Source organism: Allobosea vaviloviae, assembly GCF_001298265.1.
Taxonomy (GTDB): domain Bacteria; phylum Pseudomonadota; class Alphaproteobacteria; order Rhizobiales; family Beijerinckiaceae; genus Allobosea; species Allobosea vaviloviae_B.
This window is the reverse complement of the sequence record NZ_LGSZ01000052.1, coordinates 1-19,242: the sequence shown is the minus strand read 5'-3', so window position 1 is coordinate 19,242 and position 19,242 is coordinate 1. Positions and strand designations below refer to the sequence as shown.

Here is a 19,242-nt window from a genome sequence, read left to right as displayed (position 1 = left end):
AAGAGACGTAAAATCAGATGCTCGTCTGGCTCGCGGATTTTTCCGGCACGTTCCCGATCCTGAACGTATTCCGCTACATCACTTTCCGTGCTGGCGGCGCAACCGCGACGGCGCTTCTGGTGGTGTTCTTCTTCGGCCCCGCCGCGATCTCCTGGCTGCGGCTGAAGCAGGGCAAGGGCCAGCCGATCCGCAGCGACGGGCCGGAATCCCACCTCGCCAAGCGCGGCACGCCGACCATGGGCGGGCTGATGATCCTCGGCGGGCTTCTGGTGGCGACGCTGCTCTGGGGAAACCTGCGCAACCCTTATGTCTGGGTCGTGCTCGGCGTGACGGTCAGCTATGGCGCGATCGGCTTCTATGACGACTTCCTGAAGGTGACGAAGCAGTCCCACAAGGGCTTCTCGGGCAAGGCGCGGCTTGGCCTGGAGATGGTGATCGCGCTCGTCGCCTGCTGGATCGTGATGCAGCTCGGCCCGCCCGGCATCGCCTCGGGCTTCGCCATGCCCTTTCTCAAGGAGCTGGTGATCCCGCTCGGCATCTTCTTCCCCATCGTGACCGCATTCGTCGTCGTCGGCGCCGGCAATGCCGTCAACCTGACCGACGGTCTCGATGGTCTTGCGATCGTGCCGGTGATGATCGCGGCGGCGACCTTCGGCTTCATCTCCTATCTGACCGGCAACGCCATCTTCGCCAACTACCTCCAGATCCACCATGTGCCGGGCGCGGGCGAACTCTCCGTGGTCTGTGGCGCGGTGATCGGGGCCGGCATCGGCTTCCTCTGGTTCAACGCGCCGCCCGCCCAGATCTTCATGGGCGATACCGGCTCGCTGGGGCTCGGCGGCCTTCTCGGCGTCGTCGCTGTGGCGACCAAGCATGAGATCGTGCTGGCGATCGTCGGCGGGCTGTTCGTGATCGAGGCGCTTTCGGTGATCATTCAGGTCTTTGTCTACAAGCGCACCGGCAGGCGCGTCTTCCTGATGGCGCCGATCCACCACCATTTCGAGAAGCTGGGCTGGACCGAGCCGCAGGTGGTGATCCGGTTCTGGATCATCTCCGTCGTGCTGGCGCTGATCGGCCTGTCGACGCTGAAGCTGCGCTGATCATGACGCCTGTGACTGTCTTCGCCGGCCGCAAGGTCGCGCTGTTCGGGCTCGGCGGCTCGGGGCTTGTCACGGCGCGGGCGCTGCAGGCCGGCGGTGCCGACGTGGCCGCCTGGGACGATAGCCAGGCCAGCCGCGACAAGGCGTCGGGGCAGGGCATCCCGGTCGTCGATCTGGCTGCCGCCGACTGGTCCGGTTTCGCTGCGCTGGTGCTCGCGCCCGGCGTGCCGCTGACCCATCCGGTGCCGCACTGGACCGTCGAGAAGGCCAAGGCCGCCGGCATCGCGGTCATCGGCGATATCGAGCTGTTCTTCCGCGAGCGGGCCAAGATCGCGCCTGCCGCTCCGGTCGTCTGCATCACCGGCACCAACGGCAAATCGACGACGACGGCCCTGATCGCGCATGTGCTGCGTTCCGCCGGGCGCGATGTGCAGATGGGCGGCAATATCGGCACGGCCGTGCTCGCACTGGAGCCGCCGGCGCAGGGGCGCATCTACGTCATCGAATGCTCCAGCTACCAGATCGATCTCGCGCCCTCGCTGGCGCCGAGCGTCGGCATCCAGATGAACCTGACGCCGGATCATCTCGACCGGCACGGCACCTTCGAGGCTTATGGCGCGATCAAGGAGCGGCTCGTCGCCAGTGCCGATGTCGCCGTGATCGGCGTCGATGACGAGGCCTCCAAGCAGATGGCGCGGCGGCGCGCGGCTTCGGGGCGCAAGCTGGTCAGGATCAGCGGCGAGCAGCCGGTGGATGAGGGCGTCTTCGCAGGCGTGACAGCCAATGCCGGCACGCTGGAGACGCGGATCGTGCAGGTTCTGGACGGCAAGCCGCGGATCGTGGCCAACCTCGCCGGCATCGGCAGCTTGCGCGGCTCGCACAATGCCCAGAACGCGGCTGCGGCCTTCGCGGCCTGCTTCGCGCTCGGGCTGTCGACTGACGAGATTGCGTCAGGGTTCAAGAGCTATCCTGGGCTGGCGCACCGGATGGAGGAGATCGGCCGGATCGGCCGCGTCGTCTTCATCAACGATTCCAAGGCGACCAATGCGGATTCGACCGAGAAGGCGCTGACCTCCTTCCGCGACATCTTCTGGATCCTGGGCGGCAAGGCCAAAGAGGGCGGCATCGAGAGCCTGCGCCGCTATTTCCCCAACATCGCCCGGGCCTATCTGATCGGTGCGGCGAGCGACCTGTTCGCGGCGACCTTCGACGATGACGGCCGGGTCGCTTACGAGCGCAGCGGCACGCTCGACATCGCGCTGGCGGCCGCGACGCGCGACGCGCTGGCCAAGCCGGGCGAGGGCGAGATCGCCGTGCTGCTCTCGCCGGCCTGCGCCTCCTTCGACCAGTTCCCGAATTTCGAGGTGCGCGGCGAGGCGTTCCGGGCGCTGGTCAAGGCTCTGCCGGGTTTCGAAGCCTTTGGGACGCCGACCGCGTGAGGAGCAGCATGAGCACCGCCCCGAATTTCGACGAACGGATCGAGCGCCGCGGCACGCATTCCTCGAAATGGGACATGATGGAGCCGATCTACGGTGTGCCGGCGTCCGACGGCATCGCGATGTGGGTGGCCGACATGGACTTCCGGCCGCCGCCTTGCGTGCAGGCTGCCATCGAGGGCATGGCGGCGCATGGCCTCTACGGCTATTTCGGCGATGCCCGGGCCAATCACGACGCCATTGCCTGGTGGATGAAGACCCGCCATGGCTGGGTGGTCGAGGCCGCCGCGATCTTCACCACCAACGGGCTCGTCAACGGCACGGCGCTCTGCGTCGACGCCTATACCAAGCCCGGCGACGGCGTCGTCCTGATGACGCCAGTCTATCATGCCTTCGCCCGCGTGATTGCGGCGGGCGGCCGGCGCGTGGTCGAATGCGAACTCGCGATCGAGGACGGCCGCTATGTCCTCGACATCGCCGGCTGGGATGCGCAGATGACGGGCAGCGAGCGGATGCTCGTCCTGTGCTCGCCCCATAACCCCGGTGGCCGTGTCTGGACCGGCGACGAACTGCGCGAGATTGCGGCGTTCTGCGTTCGCCACGACCTGATCCTGGTTTCGGACGAAATCCACCACGACCTGGTCATGCCCGGCCACAAGCATACGGTCATGGCGCTCGCTGCGCCCGAGATCCAGGACCGGCTGGTCATGATGACCGCCACCACCAAGACCTTCAACATCGCCGGCTGCCATGTCGGCAATGTCATCATTCCCGACAAGGCGCTGCGGGCCCGGTTCCAGGCCAGCATCAATGCGCAGGGCGTCTCGCCCAACACCTTCGGCATGGTCATGGCAACGGCGGCCTACAGCCCCGACGGGGCCGCCTGGCTCGATGCGCTGGTTGCGTATCTCGACGGCAATCGCCGGCTCTTCGAGGAAGGTGTCGCGACGATTCCCGGCCTTTGCCCGATGGCACTCGAGGCGACCTATCTCGCCTGGATTGATTTCGCGGGGACCGGGATGGCGCCGGCCGAATTCACCGCGCGGGTCGAGAAGCAGGCGCGGATCGCGGCCAATCATGGTGCGAGTTTTGGCGCCGGAGGGGGCTCGTTCCTGCGCTTCAACCTCGCGACGCCGCGTGCGGTCGTGGCGGAATCGGTGGTGCGGCTGAAGCAGGCCTTCGCCGATCTGCAGTAGCGATCGGGCGCTTCGGAATCATTCCGTTAACCCTTCATTGACAGAGTGATTCGTCACGATGGCGCGTCGCTCGCGCCGTGCCTGAAGGGAAGCCAAGCATGGTCTCGCGCGCCGAACCCTCTCTCAGCGGCCGCTGGTGGTGGTCGATCGACCGCGTCATCCTGAGCGGCCTCGTGGCGCTGATGGTGTCGGGCGTCGTGCTGCTGATGGCGGGCGGGCCGCCGGTGGCGGAGCGGCTCGGGCTCTCGACCTTCCATTTCGTCAACCGGCAGGCGGCCTATCTCGTCGTCGCGATGACGATCTTCATCAGCGTCTCCTTCATGACGCCGCGCCAGGTCCGCCGCGCCGCCCTGCTGATCTTCACGGTGTCGCTGGCCATGGTGGTGGCGACGCTTTATCTTGGCATCGAGGTCAAGGGCGCGCGACGCTGGCTGACGCTGGGACCGCTCGGCTCGGTCCAGCCTTCCGAATTCATCAAACCGGCCTTCGTCGTGCTCGCCGCCTGGGCCTTTGCCGAAGGCGGCCGCCGTCCCGACCTGCCGGGCACTTGGCTTGCCATGCTGCTGCTGCCGGCGACGATCACGCCGCTGGTGCTGCAGCCTGATTTCGGCCAGACCATGCTGGTCACGCTGGTCTGGGCCGGGCTGTTCTTCGTCGCCGGGCTGCACTGGTTCTGGGTGCTGGGGCTCGGCGGCATCGGCGCCATGGGCATCCTGATCGCCTATCAGCTGGTGCCGCATGTGCGCGCCCGCATCGAGCGCTTCATGGACAAGGGCTCGGGAGACACCTTCCAGATCGACACCGCGCTGGAGAGCTTCGCCCAGGGCGGCTGGCTCGGAAAGGGGCCGGGCGAGGGCACGGTGAAGCGCATCCTGCCCGATGCCCATACCGATTTCATCTTCGCCGTCACGGCCGAAGAGTTCGGCATCGTCGTCTGCATCCTGCTGGTCATGCTGTTTGCGCTGATCGTGCTGCGTTCGCTCGCCGTGGCGCAGAAGGCTGAGGATCCGTTCATCCGTCTGGCGGTCACGGGGCTCGCTTTGCTCTTCGGCATCCAGGCCGCGATCAACATGATGGTCAACCTGCACATGATGCCGGCCAAGGGCATGACGCTGCCTTTCATCTCCTATGGCGGCTCGTCGTTGATCTCGCTGGCCATCGGCACCGGCTTCCTGCTCGCCCTGACGCGCAAGCGGCCGCGCGCGGTCGATTTCGGCCGCTTCGGGAACTGATCGCGATGGTGGACGATCCCGTGGAGGGTATCCTCGCACCCGCCAGGCCGATCGTGGTCGCCGCCGGGGGAACCGGGGGGCATCTGTTCCCCGCCGAGGCACTCGCGCACGCGCTGCGGGCGCATGGCCGACGCGTCGTGCTGATGACCGACACACGCGCGGCGGAATTCGCCGGAGGCTTCCCGGCCGAGGCGGTGCATGCCGTGCCGGCCGCGACCCCGTCCGGCCGCTCACTTCTCCGGCGGGCCGAAGCGGCGTCTACCCTCGCAAAGGGCGTTCTGGCGGCGCGCCGGCTCCTCAAACAGATCAGGCCCAGCGTCGTGGTCGGTTTCGGCGGCTATCCGACGGTGCCTCCCGTCCTGGGTGCGTCCTTCGCCGGGGTCCCCTGCATCATCCACGAGCAGAACGCGGTGCTGGGCCGCGCGAACCGCTTTCTCGCGGGGCGCGCGACCTTGATCGCGACGGGTTTTGCCGAGCTCGGCGGTCTTTCGCCCGCACTGGCCGGCAAGTGCCGGCATGTCGGCAATCCGGTGCGGCCGGCTGTCGTTCAGGCGGCGTCGCCCTATCGCCCGCCGGGCGAGGGCACTTTCCACCTGCTCGTCTTCGGCGGCAGCCAGGGCGCGCGCATCATGGCCGATATCGTGCCGCCGGCGATCGAGCTCCTGACGCCGCAAGAGCGCGTGCGGCTCGTCATCACGCAGCAGGCGCGTGCCGAAGATCACGAGCGCGTGGCCGGCATCTACGAGCGGCTCGGCCTGCAGCACGAGGTCGCGCCCTTCTTCAAGGATCTGCCCACGAGGATGGCGCAGGCGCATCTCGTCATCGGTCGCTCCGGCGCCTCGACCATTGCGGAGCTCAGCGTCATGGGTCGGCCATCGATCCTGGTGCCGCTGCCCGGTGCGCTCGACCAGGACCAGGCTGCCAACGCCGCGTTTCTCGAAGGCGTCGGCGGGGCGATCCGCATTCTGCAGCCCGAGTTCACGCCAAGCCGGCTCGCCAACGAGCTGTCCGAGCTGCTGCAGCAGCCCTCGCACTTGACGGTGATGGCCGAGAACGCCAAGAGCGCCGGAATTCCCGACGCCGCCGACCGTCTCGCCCGCCTCGTCATCGGCGTGGCCAATTCCTAGATTTCCAAGGATCACCGAACCATGAAGCTGCCGGTCGAACTCGGCTCCATCCATTTCGTCGGCATCGGCGGCATCGGCATGTCCGGCATCGCCGAGGTGCTGCACAATCTCGGCTACAAGGTGCAGGGCTCGGACGCGGCCGACGGCGCCAACGTCAAGCGCCTCGCCGAGAAGGGCATCAAGACCTTTGTCGGCCACAAGGCGGAGAATCTCGGCGATGCCGAGGTGGTCGTGGTCTCGACCGCGATCAAGCGCGACAATCCCGAGCTGGTCGCCGCCCGCGAAAGGCGCCTGCCGGTGGTGCGCCGCGCCGAGATGCTGGCGGAGCTGATGCGGCTGAAAAGCTGCGTCGCCATCGCCGGCACCCATGGCAAGACCACCACGACCTCGCTCGTCGCGACGCTGCTGGAAAAGGGCGGGCTCGATCCGACCGTGATCAATGGCGGCATCATCAACGCCTACGGCACCAATGCCCGCATGGGCGAGAGCGACTGGATGGTGGTCGAGGCCGACGAATCGGACGGTACCTTCCTGAAGCTGCCGGCGGATGTCGCGATCGTCACCAATATCGACCCCGAGCATCTCGACCATTTCGGCACGTTCGACGCGATCAAGGCGGCGTTCCGGACCTTCGTCGAGAACCTGCCCTTCTACGGCTTCGCCGTGATGTGCATCGACCATCCGACGGTGCAGGGCCTTGTCGGCCAGATCGAGGATCGCCGCGTCGTCACCTATGGCGAGAACCCGCAGGCGGATTTCCGGCTGATCGACATCGATCTTTCGGGCGGGCAAGCCAAATTCACGCTGCTGATCCGCGACCGCAAGCGCGGCCGCGACGAGGTGGTGCGCGACCTGATCATGCCAATGCCGGGCCACCACAATGCCTTGAACGCCACTGCGGCCATTGCCGTGGCCTACGACCTCGGCATTCCCGTCGAGAGCATCCGGGCGGCGCTGGCCGGCTTCGGCGGGGTGAAGCGGCGCTTCACCAAGACCGGCGAGTGGAACGGCGCGCTGATCTTCGACGATTACGGCCATCACCCCGTCGAGATCGCGGCCGTGCTCAAGGCGGCCCGGGCCTCGACCAAGGGCAAGGTCATCGCGATCGTGCAGCCGCACCGCTATACGCGGCTCGCCAGCCTGTTCGACGATTTCGCCGCCTGCTTCAACGATGCCGACACGGTGATCGTGGCCGACACCTATGCGGCGGGCGAGGCGCCGATCGCGGGCGCCGACCGCGATTCGCTGGTCTCCGGCATCAAGGCGCGCGGGCATCGCCACGCGCTGCCGCTGGAGGGACCTGCAGAGCTCGCCGGCATGGTGGCCGAGTTCGCGGAACCCGGCGACTATGTCGTGTTCCTGGGTGCGGGCAACATCACGCAATGGGCCTATGCGCTGCCGGGTGAACTGGCGGCGCTGAAGGGCTGACGCTTGATCCTTCTCCCCTCGAGGGAGATCGGCTAAAGCGAGCGCCATGACCTTCCCCGACATCACCCAAGACCTCCGCGCCGCCGCGCCCGAGCTGCGCGGCCGCCTGCTCGCCAATGCCGAGATGGCGCCGCTGACCTGGTTTCGGGTCGGCGGTCCCGCGCAGGCGCTGTTCACGCCGGCCGACGAAGCCGACCTTGCCTATCTGCTGGCCCATTTGCCGCGGGAGATCCCGCTAACCGTGGTCGGGTTGTGCTCCAATCTGATCGTGCGCGACGGCGGCATTCCCGGCCTCGTGATCCGGCTCGGCGGCAAGGCTTTCGGCGAGATCGCGATCGAGGATGGCGACCGGCTGCGATCCGGCACGGCGGTCCCTGATGTGAAGGTCGCGCGCGCCGCAGCCGATGCCTCGCTCGATGGGCTCGCCTTCTATCGCGGCATTCCCGGCTGCATCGGCGGCGCCCTGCGCATGAACGCCGGTGCCCATGGCGGCGAGACGACGGATGTTCTGGTCGAGGCGCGCGGTGTCACGCGCGCAGGCGAGATCGTGACGCTCTCCCATGCCGATATGGGCTTTGCCTATCGCAGCAGCGGGGCCTCGACGCAGGGGATCATCTTCACCTCGGCGCTGTTCCAGGGACGGCCGGGCGACAAGGCGCAGATCCAGGCCGAGATGGACCGCGTCACCGCGGCCCGCGAGGCGGCGCAGCCGATCAAGGAGCGCACCGGCGGCTCGACCTTCAAGAACCCGGAGGGCGGCAAGGCCTGGCAACTGATCGATGCGGCGGGCTGCCGGGGCCTGCGCATCGGCGGGGCGCAGGTCTCGGAAATGCACTGCAACTTCCTGATCAACACCGGCGGCGCCACGGCAGCCGATGTCGAGGGGCTGGGCGAGGAGGTCCGCCGGCGGGTCAAGGAGAACTCCGGCTACGACCTGCATTGGGAGATCAAGCGAATCGGCGTCGCAGCCTGAGCGTCACGCCGCGGGCTTGTCGATCCATTCCCGCAGCGCCTCGTTGACGCGCGACTGCCAGCCGGGACCCGAGGCACGCAGCTTTTCGACGAGGTCGATGTCGAGGCGGATCGAGATCGCCTCCTTGGTCTTCGCCGGGCCGCGTTTTCCGATGTCCGCCTGCAGGGCGGCATAGAGTTCCGGAAGCGCCTCCTTCATAGGCCGCAGGCCGGCGATTTGCTCGTCGGTCAATTCAGGGTTGTCCGAGACCTCGTCCCAGTCTTCTTGCGAAAAGCCATGGCCTGGCTCGAATTCCTTGAGCAGTTTAGCCATCGAGCAGCCTCCTTTCCCGTCGTGAAGCGGGTCGCATGCTGATCACCGAAAGACCTTCGGTGCCAAGTCTGATGAAAATGACGGTAACGATGCCGTTGATTTCGCCGACGGCCAGTAGCCGGTCTCGCCTAGCCGCCCCGATATAGGCCGCCGCGAAGAACTCCGCATCGAGCAGCGCGAAATCCAGCCCATGCTTCAGCAGATTGGCCTGCCGCTTTCGCTCGTCCCAGACGATTTTCATTAATCCTGTATATACGCCATATCAAAAGCGCCGGCAATCGACGTCGTCGGCTCCATGACTTCCGCGGCCGTTTTGCACGTGCGTTAGCCCAGACCGACACGACGGTCTGGGGTCGCATGCGCTGTTGAACCTCACCATGTCATCGAAATCCGCCTGCGTGAGCGCGTCCTGCGGCGACGCCGCGAAATTCACGAAAGCGCGCGCGATCCACATCTGCCCGGCTCAAACTTTACCAAAAATTTACCAGCAGATCGAAGAGTGGCGTTAACGGCGCATCAAGCAATCGGGTGCCGGGACGTCAGCAATGCGACCTGAGAGAGACGACACCGCGAGGTTCGATTCTCGACAGGCGGCGGGCGCCCTGGAACGACCGAAACTCCGCGTGATGCACGGATTGGCTGCCCACGCGGGCCTGAACTTCGGTGAGCTCGTCACATGGATGGTGGAGGACGCCTCCCTCGATCGGTGAAGACAGTGGCGGCGGTGGCTGCCTCTCGTCTGCCGGTCCCGGCTCCCGGGCCGCAACTGCTCGTCGGCGAGCGGACCGGACGCTGGCTGCGCCGCTCGCGCCGCAGCGCGGTCGCGGTGCCGCTCGCGCAGCGGCTGCCGCGGCGGATCGGCACCTGGCTGGCGCTCTGCTTTCTCGGGCTCAGCGCCGGCAGCGGCACGGTGCTCGGCGGCCATCTGGAGACGCTGCGGGAGAATTACGGCGAGCCGCATCACATGCTGGCCCGCCTCGTCGGCTTCGGCATCGATCGCGTGACCATTTCGGGCATCGCCGAGCTGTCCGAGGTCGAGGTTCTGGTTGCGGCGGGAATCGATTCGAAGACCTCGCTGGTGTTTTTCGATGCCGACCAGGCTCGCAAGCGCCTTGAGGCCGCTCCGCTGATTCGCGAGGCGGCCGTGCGCAAGCTCTATCCGGGCGAGGTTTCGATCACGCTCGTGGAACGTGCGCCCTTCGCGCTCTGGCAGGTCAAGGGCGAGCTTTTCGTCATCGCAGCGGACGGGACCGTGATCGACAAGATGGATGACGGACGTTTCGCCCACCTGCCGCTGGTCGTCGGCCCCGACGCCAATCTTCGGGCAGGCGAATACATCGCATTGCGGGCCGAGGCCGGCACGATGGCGTCCCATATTCGCGCGGCGACGCTGGTCTCCGGCCGGCGCTGGACGCTCAAGCTCGACAACGGCATGGATGTGCGCCTGCCCGAGACCGCTCCGGCCGCGGCCGTGAAGCGCCTCGCCTCGCTTCAGGCGGATTACCGCATCATGGACAAGGACCTGCTGGCGATCGATCTGCGCCAGACCGACCGGGTGGTGATGCGACTGACGGAAGAGGGCGCCGCTGCCCGCGCCGACCAGCTCAAGAGCAAGACCAAGAAGAAGGGAGGCGAGGCGTGAACCACGTCACCTCCCAGGGCCTGACGCCGCGGATGCGGCCGCTCTCGTCGCGCAAGAGCGCGACCTTGTCGATTCTGGACATCGGCACGAGCAAAGTCGTCTGCCTGATCGCCGAACTGAACCCGGCCGAAGCCAATGAGCGGCTGCGCGGCCGTACCCATGTCGCTCGCATCATCGGCATCGGGCACCAGCGTTCGCTCGGCCTCAAGGGCGGCGCGATCATCGACCTCGAAAGCGCGGAGCGCGCGATCCGGGCGGCGGTGGACGCTGCCGAACGGATGGCCAAGGTCGAGGTGCAGTCGGTCATCGTCAACCTGACGGGCGGGCGCATCGCCTCTCAGCATTACGCCGCCAGCGTCGATCTGCGGGCCGGCTCCGTCGGCGACAGCGACGTCAAGCGCGTGCTGGCCCATGCCGCGACCCATGCGATCCGGCCCGGCAAGGCCGTGCTCCATGCCCTGCCGACAGGCTATGCGCTCGACGGCGTGCCCGGCGTGCTCGATCCGCGCGGGCTGATCGGCGGCAAACTCTCGGTCGACATGCATGTCGTCGCCAGCGAGGCCTCGGCGGCGCGCAACGTCATGCTGGCGGTCGAGCGCTGCCATCTCGAGGTCGAGGCCGTGGTCGCGACACCTTACGCCTCGGGACTGTCCGTGCTCGTCGACGACGAGGCCGAGATGGGCGTCGTGGTCGTGGATCTCGGCGGCGGCACCACCAGCCTCGGCGTGTTCTCTGGCGGGCATCTGATGCATGCCGACGCGATCGCGGTCGGCGGCAACCACATCACCATGGACGTGGCGCGCGGGCTCTCGACCCGGGTCGCGGCGGCCGAGCGGCTGAAGACGCTGCACGGCTCCTGTATCGCCAGCGCGTCGGACGAGCGCGACATGATCTCCGTGCCGCAGGTCGACGACGACGAGCGCGACACGCCCAACCATCTCGCCAAGTCGCATCTGGTGCGGATCATCAAGCCGCGCGTTGAGGAAATCCTCGAACTCGTGCGCGATCGGCTGACTCAGGCGGGATATTCGGCTCAGGCCGGGCGGCGCGTCGTCCTGACCGGCGGTGCCTGCCAGCTCACCGGCCTGCCCGAGGTGGCGCGGCGCATCCTCGGCGGCCAGGTCCGCACGGGGCGCCCGCTCGGGATCAAGGGCCTGCCCGAAGCAGGCAAGGGGCCTGCCTTCGCGGCGGCGGTCGGCCTGCTGGTCTATCCGCAGGTCGCGCATGTCGAGCATTTCGAGCCCCGCGCTGGGGCTGCGTATTTCGCCACGGGCACGGACGGGTACTTCTCCCGCGTCGGCCGGTGGCTGAAGGAAAGTTTCTGACCGCGTAGCGGTCGAAAAACGAGTGAGTAACGGCCCTTCGGGGACGGCGTCGAACGTAGCAATCGGGACGGCTCCCGCCAGGCGCCGGACAATGGATCAAAAAGAGGCAACCATGGCGATGAATCTGCAAGCCCCGGACATCCGGGAACTGAAGCCCCGGATCACGGTGTTCGGCGTCGGTGGCGCTGGCGGCAACGCGGTCAACAACATGATCGAGGCCGGTCTCGACGGCGTCGACTTCGTGTGCGCCAACACGGATGCCCAGGCGCTGGCGCTGTCGCGCGCCTCGCGGATCATCCAGATGGGCCTGCAGGTCACCGAGGGCCTCGGTGCCGGTTCGCAGCCGGAAGTCGGCCGCGCCGCTGCCGAGGAGGTCATCGACGAGATTCGCGACCATCTGGCGGGCGCTCACATGGTCTTCATCACCGCCGGCATGGGCGGCGGCACCGGCACCGGTGCTGCTCCCGCGATCGCCCGGGTCGCTCGCGACATGGGCATCCTGACCGTCGGCGTCGTCACCAAGCCGTTCCAGTTCGAGGGCCACCGCCGCATGCGGATGGCGGAAGCCGGCATCAGCGAGCTCAACGAAGCGGTCGACACGCTGATCGTGATCCCGAACCAGAACCTGTTCCGCGTCGCCAACGAGACGACGGGCTTTGCCGACGCCTTCGGCATGGCCGACCAGGTGCTCTACTCCGGCGTCGCCTGCATCACCGACCTGATGGTCCGTCCCGGTCTGATCAACCTCGACTTCGCCGACGTGCGCGCCGTGATGCGCGGCATGGGCAAGGCGATGATGGGCACCGGCGAGGCGCAGGGCGAGAAGCGCGCGCTGACCGCCGCCCAGGCTGCAATCAACAACCCGCTGCTCGACGACGTCTCGATGAAGGGCGCCCGCGGCCTGCTGATCTCGATCACCGGCGGCCGCGACATGAAGCTCTACGAGGTCGACGAGGCCGCCACCCGCATCCGCGAGGAGGTCGATTCCGAGGCCAACATCATCGTCGGCGCCACCTTCGACGAGGGCCTGGAAGGCATCGTGCGCGTCTCGGTCGTGGCCACCGGCATCGATAAGCCGCAGACCACGCAGGCCGAGATGGACGAGACCGAGGCCCGCATCGCCCAGGTCGCCGAGCGCCTCAAGGCCGAAGCCCGCCTGCGCACCACTGCTCCGGTTCGCCAGGCGGCACCCGCGCCTGCTCCCGCCCCGATCGAGGAGCCGATGCGGATGCCGATCTCGATCGACACCCAGGGTCGCGCCAGCCTGTCCGAGGACATTCGCATCGAGCCGGCGCAGCCGCGCCCGGTGATGACAGCCGCGCCCGCGCCGACGATGCAGCCCGAGCCTGCGCCGATGCTGGAGGAAAGCTTCATCCCGCCGATGCCGGAGCGTTCGGTCGTGCGCCCGACGCGCATGCCGCGGATCGAAGACCTTCCGATGCCGGCTCAGAACCAGATCGCTGCCAGCCGCGTCGTTCCGGGCGCGCCCGCCGCGCCGAATGCCGCCGACCAGAAGCGGATGTCGTTGATGCAGCGTCTTGCTTCCGTGGGCTTCGGCCGCAAGGACGAGGAGATGCAGGAGCCGCAGCCGATGCCGCTGCGTCAGGTTCCGTCTGCGCCTGCGATGCCGCAGGCTCCGAGCGCGGCCCATGCCGAATATATGCGCCGCCCCGCTGCTCCCGCCGCAGCCCGCCCGCCGCAGGGTCAGCTCGACCAGCTCGGTCGCGCCGCTCCGAACCGGGCGAGCGAGGAGGATCATCTCGAGATCCCGGCCTTCCTGCGCAGGCAGGCGACCTGACGCGTCGCCGATCCCCGGCGGTCTGTAACGAGCCTCGGCGCGCCATCGTGCGCCGGGGTTTTTGCGATATAGGAAAACGTAACGATTCCAATGCACTGTTGCCACTTCGGTCGATGCGGAAAGTTGTAACAGACCGAAAGAAAGCGTGATTTTGTGAGCCTGCTCCAAAAGCTTATGTTGCAGACGCACCATGGAATACCGGAGTCGGGCCACGGCCTGCTCCACGCTTCAGAGGTATCGCAGGCGACCTGCCTTCATCCGTGCGTGAGCACATGAGACGGCGCTGTTCGCGATCAGGATTGGATACCGGAATGAGCTTCGATCGTCAGACGACCCTGCGCGCCGCCCTGACCCTGACGGGGATCGGCGTTCACTCCGGGGCTCCTGCGACGATCTGCCTGAGACCTTCCAGCGCCAATTCCGGCATCGTCTTCCTCCGCAAGGGGCTCGATGACGGCGCAGCCCAACTGATCCACGCCAAGCACACCAAGGTGAGCGCGACCGAGCTTTGCACGGTGATCGGCGACCGCGCCTCGGCCTCGGTCGCGACGATCGAGCATCTGATGTCGGCCTGCGCCGGTCTCGGACTCGACAATGCGCTCGTCGAAATCGACGGGCCGGAAATGCCGATCATGGACGGCAGCGCCGCCGAGTTCGTGACCGCGATCGAGGCGACGGGCATCGTCGGTCTGGCCGCACCGCGGCGCTATCTCAAGATCCTGCAGCCGGTACGCGTCGAGAATGGCCGCGCCTTCGCCGAGCTGGTTCCGGCCGAGGCTGGCTTCCGCCTCGATGTCGAGATCGATTTCGACACGACGGTGATCGGCCGCCAGCGCAAGGTCTTCGATCTGGAGCCTTCGGCCTATGCGACCGAGATTTCGCGCGCCCGCACCTTCGGCTTCATGCGCGATGTCGAGCAGCTCTGGAAGGCCGGCTTTGCGCTGGGCGCCTCGCTCGACAACACGGTGGCCATCGGCGAGGACAAGGTGATCAACCCCGAGGGCCTGCGTTATGGCGACGAGTTCGTGCGCCACAAGGTTCTCGATGCGATCGGCGATCTCGCTCTGGCGGGCCATCCGATCCAGGGCGAATTCCGCTCCTATTGCGGCGGGCATCGCTTGAACGTCCGGATTCTCGAAGCTCTCTTCGCAGACCGTGCCAATTACGCGATCGTCGAATCGCAGCCGGTCTATGCCGCGCCGCGCGCCGTGCAGATGGCTGCGGCCGCGCCGGCCGCCTTCGCGCCGGACGTGCACTGAGCGCGGTTTCGCTCGCCGTCCCGCTGCACACATCATCCTGCCGCGCGCGCCTTCCTATCGCCGGGTTTTTGTCGAATAGACGACGCTGCCGCCGTGGGCTTGCGCTTTCGGCAGTGGCGCGCCCGAGGCGTCTGAGGTAAGGCATGCATCCCCACGAGCGGGGACGATGACAAGAGGACGGACGACGTGAGCGTCATGCGGCTGAACACCCCGACATCCAAGCGCGCCGAATCGATCTGGAAGGGTACCGCCCTGGCCCTGGGTGCTGCCTTGCTGCTTGGCGGCTGCGACACCGTCTCGGCGTTGAACCCTTTCGACCGGCCCGAGGTCTACAAGCCCGAGGTCAAGGATGTCGTTCCGGCCGACAAGCTCTACAATGAGGGGCTCGCGCGGCTGCAGAACGGCGACAGCGAAGGTGCGTCGAAGAAGTTCGACGAGATCGACAAGAGCGCGCCGTTCTCGCCCTATGCCAAGAAGGGCCTGATCCTGGCGGCCTATACCAATTACCAGGCGTCGAAGTGGGAGGAGACGATCACCGCCTCCAAGCGCTTCATTGCCCAGAACCCGGCCAGCCCCGATGCCGCCTATGCGCAGTATCTGATGGCGATGTCCTATTTCAACCAGATCCCTGACGCGACCCGCGACCAGGAGCGCACCCAGCTCGCCATCGCCGCCTTCGAGGAGCTGATCGCGAAATATCCGAAGTCCGAATATGTGCTCGACGCCAAGGAAAAGCTCCTGGTTGCGCGCGACCAGCTCGCGGGCAAGGAGATGAATGTCGGGCGCTTCTATCTCGAGAAGCGCAACTACACCGGCGCGGTGAACCGCTTCCGCGACGTCATCATCAAGTACCAGACCACGCGCCACGTCGAGGAGGCGCTGATGCGCCTGACAGAGGCCTATATGGCGCTGGGCATCACCAACGAGGCACAGACGGCCGCCGCCGTGCTCGGGCACAACTTCCCCGACAGCCCGTGGTACAAGGACGCCTATGTCCTGCTGCAGAGCGGCGGTCTCGAGCCGCGCGAGGATCGCGGCTCCTATATCAGCCGCGCCTTCCAGGGCTTCTCGCGTGTTGTCACGGGAATCGTCGGGTTCGGTGGGCGCACCTAGGGTCGCGTCCATGGGGGTCGTCCGCGCCTGCCCTGATCCTTGAGCCTGCGCCGAGTGCCATGCTGGTCCAACTGTCGATACGCGACATCGTCCTGATCGACCGTCTCGACCTGACGTTTCGCGACGGCCTCAGTGTGCTCACAGGCGAGACCGGGGCCGGCAAATCGATCCTGCTCGACGGCTTCGCGCTGGCGCTCGGCGGGCGCGGCGATGGCGGTCTCGTGCGCCATGGCGAGGCGCAAGGCCAGGTCAGCGCGGTCTTCGACCTGCCGCATGAGCATGCCGCCCGCAAGCTCGCCCAGGCGCAGGAAATCGACACTGATGGCGATCTGATCCTGCGCCGCGTGCAATACGCGGACGGTCGCACCCGCGCCTTCGTCAACGATCAGCCCGTCAGCGTGCAGATCCTCAGGATGATCGGGGCCACGATCGTCGAGATCCATGGCCAGCATGACGACAGGGCGCTGACCGACCCGGCCCAGCACCGCATGATCCTCGACGGCTTCGGCGGTTTCGAGATGCAGGCCGATGCCGTTGCGGCGGCGAGCGAGACGTTGAAGCGCGCTCGACAGGCCCTGCAGGCGCAGCGAATGCGTGTCGAGGCCGCGCGCAAGGAAGCCGATTTCCTGCGCCATGCGGTGGCCGAACTCGGCAAGCTCGCTCCAAAGCCCGGGGAGGAGGAGGCGCTCGCCTCCGCCCGCCAGGGCATGATGCAGGCCGAGAAGGTCGCCCGCGACCTGATCGACGCCCATGAGGCCGTGGCCGGGCAGGGCTCGCCGATTCCCGCGCTGTCGGCCGTGCTGCGTCGCCTCGAACGCCGGGCCGGGCAGGCGCCCGAATTGATCGATCCCTCGCTGGCTGCTCTCAACACCGCGATCGTCGCGCTGGAGGAGGCGGGCGAGACGCTGTCGGCGGGCATGCGCGCCGCCGAATATGATCCGCGCGAGCAGGAGCGCGTCGAGGAGCGGCTGTTTGCCCTGCGCGGCGCAGCGCGGAAATACGATGTGCCGGTCGACGGGCTGGTGCCGTTGGCGCAGAGCATGACGGACGATCTCGCGGCGCTCGACGAGAGCGAGACCTCGCTCGGCCGGCTGGAAGACGAGCTGAAGCAGGCGGAGGCCGCCTTCGTGTCGCTGGCGACCAAGCTCTCGCTCGCGCGCCAAAAGGCCGCCGCCAAGCTCGACGCTGCCGTCAAGGCCGAGCTGCCGCCGCTGAAGCTGGAGCGGGCGCGCTTCATCACCAAGATCGACAGCGACGGCACGGCGCGCGGCCCCGAGGGCTTCGACCGCGTCGAGTTCTGGGTCGAGACCAATCCGGGCACGCGGCCCGGCCCGATGATGAAGGTGGCGTCCGGCGGCGAGCTCTCGCGCTTCATGCTGGCGCTGAAGGTCGTGCTGGCGGAGCGCGGCTCGGCCCCGACGCTGGTCTTCGACGAGATCGACACGGGCGTCGGCGGCGCGGTCGCGGACGCCATCGGCGAGCGGCTGGCGCGGCTCGCCGGCAAGGTCCAGGTGATTTCGGTGACGCATGCCCCGCAGGTTGCCGCTAAGGCCGCCCAGCATTTCCTGATCGCCAAATCGGCGCTTGCTGGCGACGCGGCCTCCCGCACCGTGACGCGGGTGACGGCGCTTGAAGATCAGGCGCGGCGCGAGGAGATCGCCCGCATGCTGGCCGGCGCGAGCATCACCGAAGAGGCGAGGGCAGCCGCTGGGCGGCTGCTGGAGGCGGCAGGGTTAAGGGGGTGAACACCCTTGCGTAATCGTCGCGCTGCTCGGATGGCGCTGCAACTGTCGGTGACATTGTTTAACCGCCCATCATGTAAAGACGTGTCGACAGAGCGTCTGGAGTGACCATGCTGCGCTGGCTGGTGGGATTCCCCGTGGTAGCCGCGGTGCTGTGGGCGGTATTTCTGCAGCCGACCTATGAGCACCGTTTTCGTATCACGCTGGAGGTCGAGACTCCGGATGGACCGCGCAGCGGCTCATCGGTCTGGTCGGTCTTCTGTTCGGAGCCTATCAGCGCCCTTCGCTCGATGACCGGGGGCTGCAGTGCTCACGGCGAGGCGATCTTCGTGTCGCTCCCCAACGGGCAAGCCTTGATCGGTTTGATGGCTTACGGACCCAAAGGCCAAGGGGTCGATATCTACGATACCGCTCCGCGCGCCTTGGGGTTCAAGGGGGGAGGGGCTGACGGCGGCTGGTTCTCGCAGGCTCCCAAATGGCGCGAGAAGCGGCCGCTTGTGGGTAACCGAATTCCCACCATGGTAACCTTTGCTGACCTGAGCGACCCCATGACCGCTCGCGTTCTCAATCCCGATGGCTCCAATTTTGCGGTAGTATTCGGGGAGGGATACAGGTTCAGGCGTGCGACATTGGAAATGGTGCCTGCGGGACTGTGGCCGTTCAATCTCCTCCGGCTTTTTGGGACGCCATTTACGTCAGAAATCGAGAAGAGAATCCCTTTTCTCGCAAGCCATCGCGAGCAGCTATACAGGCAGTCGTCGCAGCTTGGTCGCTATGTACCTATGCTGGGACATTTCGTGAGATGAGTGGTCCATCGGCGGCCTTGCCACGGGATGCGTTGCGCCATGGTAGGCTGCAACCAGTCAGCGCTGCGGGATGAACTGCGCGTCGCTGATGGTGAAGGCGCCATGCGTCGCGGCGACCGTGAACTCCAGAGCGCCGCGGCAGGCTGTTGACGCCGAGGTGCCGGGCTTCGCGCAGTTGCGTTCGAGATAGCTGATCGTGTCCGTGGGCATGCCGGAATCGTCGAGACGGACACCGCCGCTGGAATCGCTGGCAAGGCCGCCGCGCGCCATCGAGAATCCGGAGATCGTGACGTTCTCGACGCGTACGAACAGGCCTGCCAGTTCCGCCCGCCGCTGCCTGACCTCGGCCAGCGTCATCATATGCGCGCCGTCCTGAGCGTGAGCGATCCCGCTCGTCGCCATCACCACCGCAACAATCGCCAACCGCATCCGCAACACTCTCCCGCAAGCGGCGGCGGAATCGCGCGACAGCTCTGAGTCGTCAAGGGTGCCGCATGTGCGAGAGCGGCGGTGGCTTGCAGTTCAAGCTCATTCCCTTCCCCCCGCTTGCGGTGGGGAAGGGTTAGGGATGGGGGGCCGGAAAGCCGGAGCTTTGTCCGTCATCGTCTCGTCGAGCGGCACTGCCCCCCACCCCAGCCCCTGGCCCTTTTAAAAAATCTCGGGCCCACCAGGATCGGCGTCCTCTTGGATGCCGTCTTTTGCGTGAAAAAAAAAAACATCCATCTACATCATCATCTATACTTTACGACAGGC

The 19,242-nt window shown here is 66.8% G+C and carries 17 protein-coding genes; 14 read left to right on the top strand and 3 right to left on the bottom strand.

The annotated features are described in order from the left end of the window. Positions 1-17 precede the first annotated feature (17 nt). The 7 genes from mraY (at position 18) to murB (ending at position 8,492) form a co-directional block, all read left to right on the top strand. A complete protein-coding gene (gene mraY, locus AE618_RS19370; RefSeq protein WP_054210727.1) occupies positions 18-1,100 on the top strand; it encodes a phospho-N-acetylmuramoyl-pentapeptide-transferase in 1,083 nt (360 codons plus the stop codon). A 2-nt stretch (positions 1,101-1,102) separates the two neighbouring features. Beyond that, positions 1,103-2,539: a UDP-N-acetylmuramoyl-L-alanine--D-glutamate ligase gene (murD, locus tag AE618_RS19365; protein ID WP_054210726.1), complete on the top strand. Its 1,437-nt coding sequence runs from the start codon at positions 1,103-1,105 to the stop codon at positions 2,537-2,539. An 8-nt stretch (positions 2,540-2,547) separates the two neighbouring features. Continuing rightward, positions 2,548-3,732 carry a MalY/PatB family protein gene (locus AE618_RS19360; RefSeq protein ID WP_054210725.1) on the top strand — a complete coding sequence of 395 codons (1,185 nt, stop codon included), beginning with the start codon at positions 2,548-2,550 and terminating at the stop codon, positions 3,730-3,732. Positions 3,733-3,830: 98 nt separating this feature from the next. Continuing rightward, complete coding sequence (locus AE618_RS19355) at positions 3,831-4,964, top strand: FtsW/RodA/SpoVE family cell cycle protein (protein ID WP_054210724.1); 1,134 nt, start codon at positions 3,831-3,833, stop codon at positions 4,962-4,964. Between the two features lie 5 nt (positions 4,965-4,969). After that, on the top strand, positions 4,970-6,091 hold the full coding sequence (gene murG, locus AE618_RS19350) for an undecaprenyldiphospho-muramoylpentapeptide beta-N-acetylglucosaminyltransferase (protein ID WP_054210723.1): 1,122 nt from the start codon (positions 4,970-4,972) through the stop codon (positions 6,089-6,091). A 21-nt stretch (positions 6,092-6,112) separates the two neighbouring features. Continuing rightward, entirely contained in the window at positions 6,113-7,519 is a 1,407-nt protein-coding gene (gene murC / locus AE618_RS19345; protein ID WP_054210722.1) for a UDP-N-acetylmuramate--L-alanine ligase, read from the top strand. A 46-nt stretch (positions 7,520-7,565) separates the two neighbouring features. Further along, positions 7,566-8,492 (top strand): UDP-N-acetylmuramate dehydrogenase, encoded by a 927-nt coding sequence (murB, locus tag AE618_RS19340; RefSeq protein WP_054210721.1) that lies wholly within the window; start codon positions 7,566-7,568, stop codon positions 8,490-8,492. A gap of 3 nt (positions 8,493-8,495) precedes the next feature. Here murB and AE618_RS19335 read toward each other — a convergent pair whose 3' ends face one another. Then, positions 8,496-8,804, bottom strand: coding sequence for a BrnA antitoxin family protein (locus AE618_RS19335; RefSeq protein ID WP_054210720.1), 309 nt, complete (start codon positions 8,802-8,804; stop codon positions 8,496-8,498). Then, on the bottom strand, positions 8,797-9,045 hold the full coding sequence (locus tag AE618_RS19330; RefSeq protein ID WP_054210719.1) for a BrnT family toxin: 249 nt from the start codon (positions 9,043-9,045) through the stop codon (positions 8,797-8,799). The genes AE618_RS19335 and AE618_RS19330 overlap by 8 nt, the downstream gene beginning before the upstream one ends. A 483-nt stretch (positions 9,046-9,528) precedes the next feature. Between AE618_RS19330 and AE618_RS19320 the strand changes: the two genes are divergently transcribed. From AE618_RS19320 to AE618_RS19290, 7 genes are all read left to right on the top strand, one after another. Next, positions 9,529-10,446 (top strand): cell division protein FtsQ/DivIB, encoded by a 918-nt coding sequence (locus AE618_RS19320; RefSeq protein WP_248310949.1) that lies wholly within the window; start codon positions 9,529-9,531, stop codon positions 10,444-10,446. A gap of 32 nt (positions 10,447-10,478) precedes the next feature. Then, positions 10,479-11,771 carry a cell division protein FtsA gene (gene ftsA, locus AE618_RS19315; RefSeq protein WP_054210886.1) on the top strand — a complete coding sequence of 431 codons (1,293 nt, stop codon included), beginning with the start codon at positions 10,479-10,481 and terminating at the stop codon, positions 11,769-11,771. Between the two features lie 112 nt (positions 11,772-11,883). Beyond that, complete coding sequence (gene ftsZ / locus AE618_RS19310; protein WP_054210716.1) at positions 11,884-13,569, top strand: cell division protein FtsZ; 1,686 nt, start codon at positions 11,884-11,886, stop codon at positions 13,567-13,569. A gap of 311 nt (positions 13,570-13,880) precedes the next feature. Beyond that, positions 13,881-14,828, top strand: coding sequence for a UDP-3-O-acyl-N-acetylglucosamine deacetylase (gene lpxC, locus AE618_RS19305; RefSeq protein WP_054210715.1), 948 nt, complete (start codon positions 13,881-13,883; stop codon positions 14,826-14,828). A 195-nt stretch (positions 14,829-15,023) separates the two neighbouring features. Continuing rightward, the gene (locus AE618_RS19300; RefSeq protein ID WP_054210714.1) at positions 15,024-15,941 is read left to right on the top strand and encodes an outer membrane protein assembly factor BamD; all 918 of its coding nucleotides are present in this window, start codon (positions 15,024-15,026) and stop codon (positions 15,939-15,941) included. A gap of 59 nt (positions 15,942-16,000) precedes the next feature. Then, positions 16,001-17,686, top strand: a complete 1,686-nt coding sequence (recN, locus tag AE618_RS19295) for a DNA repair protein RecN (RefSeq protein ID WP_054210713.1) — start codon at positions 16,001-16,003, stop codon at positions 17,684-17,686. Between the two features lie 107 nt (positions 17,687-17,793). Then, positions 17,794-18,489 carry a hypothetical protein gene (locus tag AE618_RS19290; RefSeq protein ID WP_054210712.1) on the top strand — a complete coding sequence of 232 codons (696 nt, stop codon included), beginning with the start codon at positions 17,794-17,796 and terminating at the stop codon, positions 18,487-18,489. A gap of 57 nt (positions 18,490-18,546) precedes the next feature. Here the strand turns inward: AE618_RS19290 and AE618_RS19285 are convergent, their stop codons facing one another. Then, on the bottom strand, positions 18,547-18,918 hold the full coding sequence (locus tag AE618_RS19285; RefSeq protein ID WP_054210711.1) for a hypothetical protein: 372 nt from the start codon (positions 18,916-18,918) through the stop codon (positions 18,547-18,549). Between the last annotated feature and the right edge of the window lie 324 nt (positions 18,919-19,242).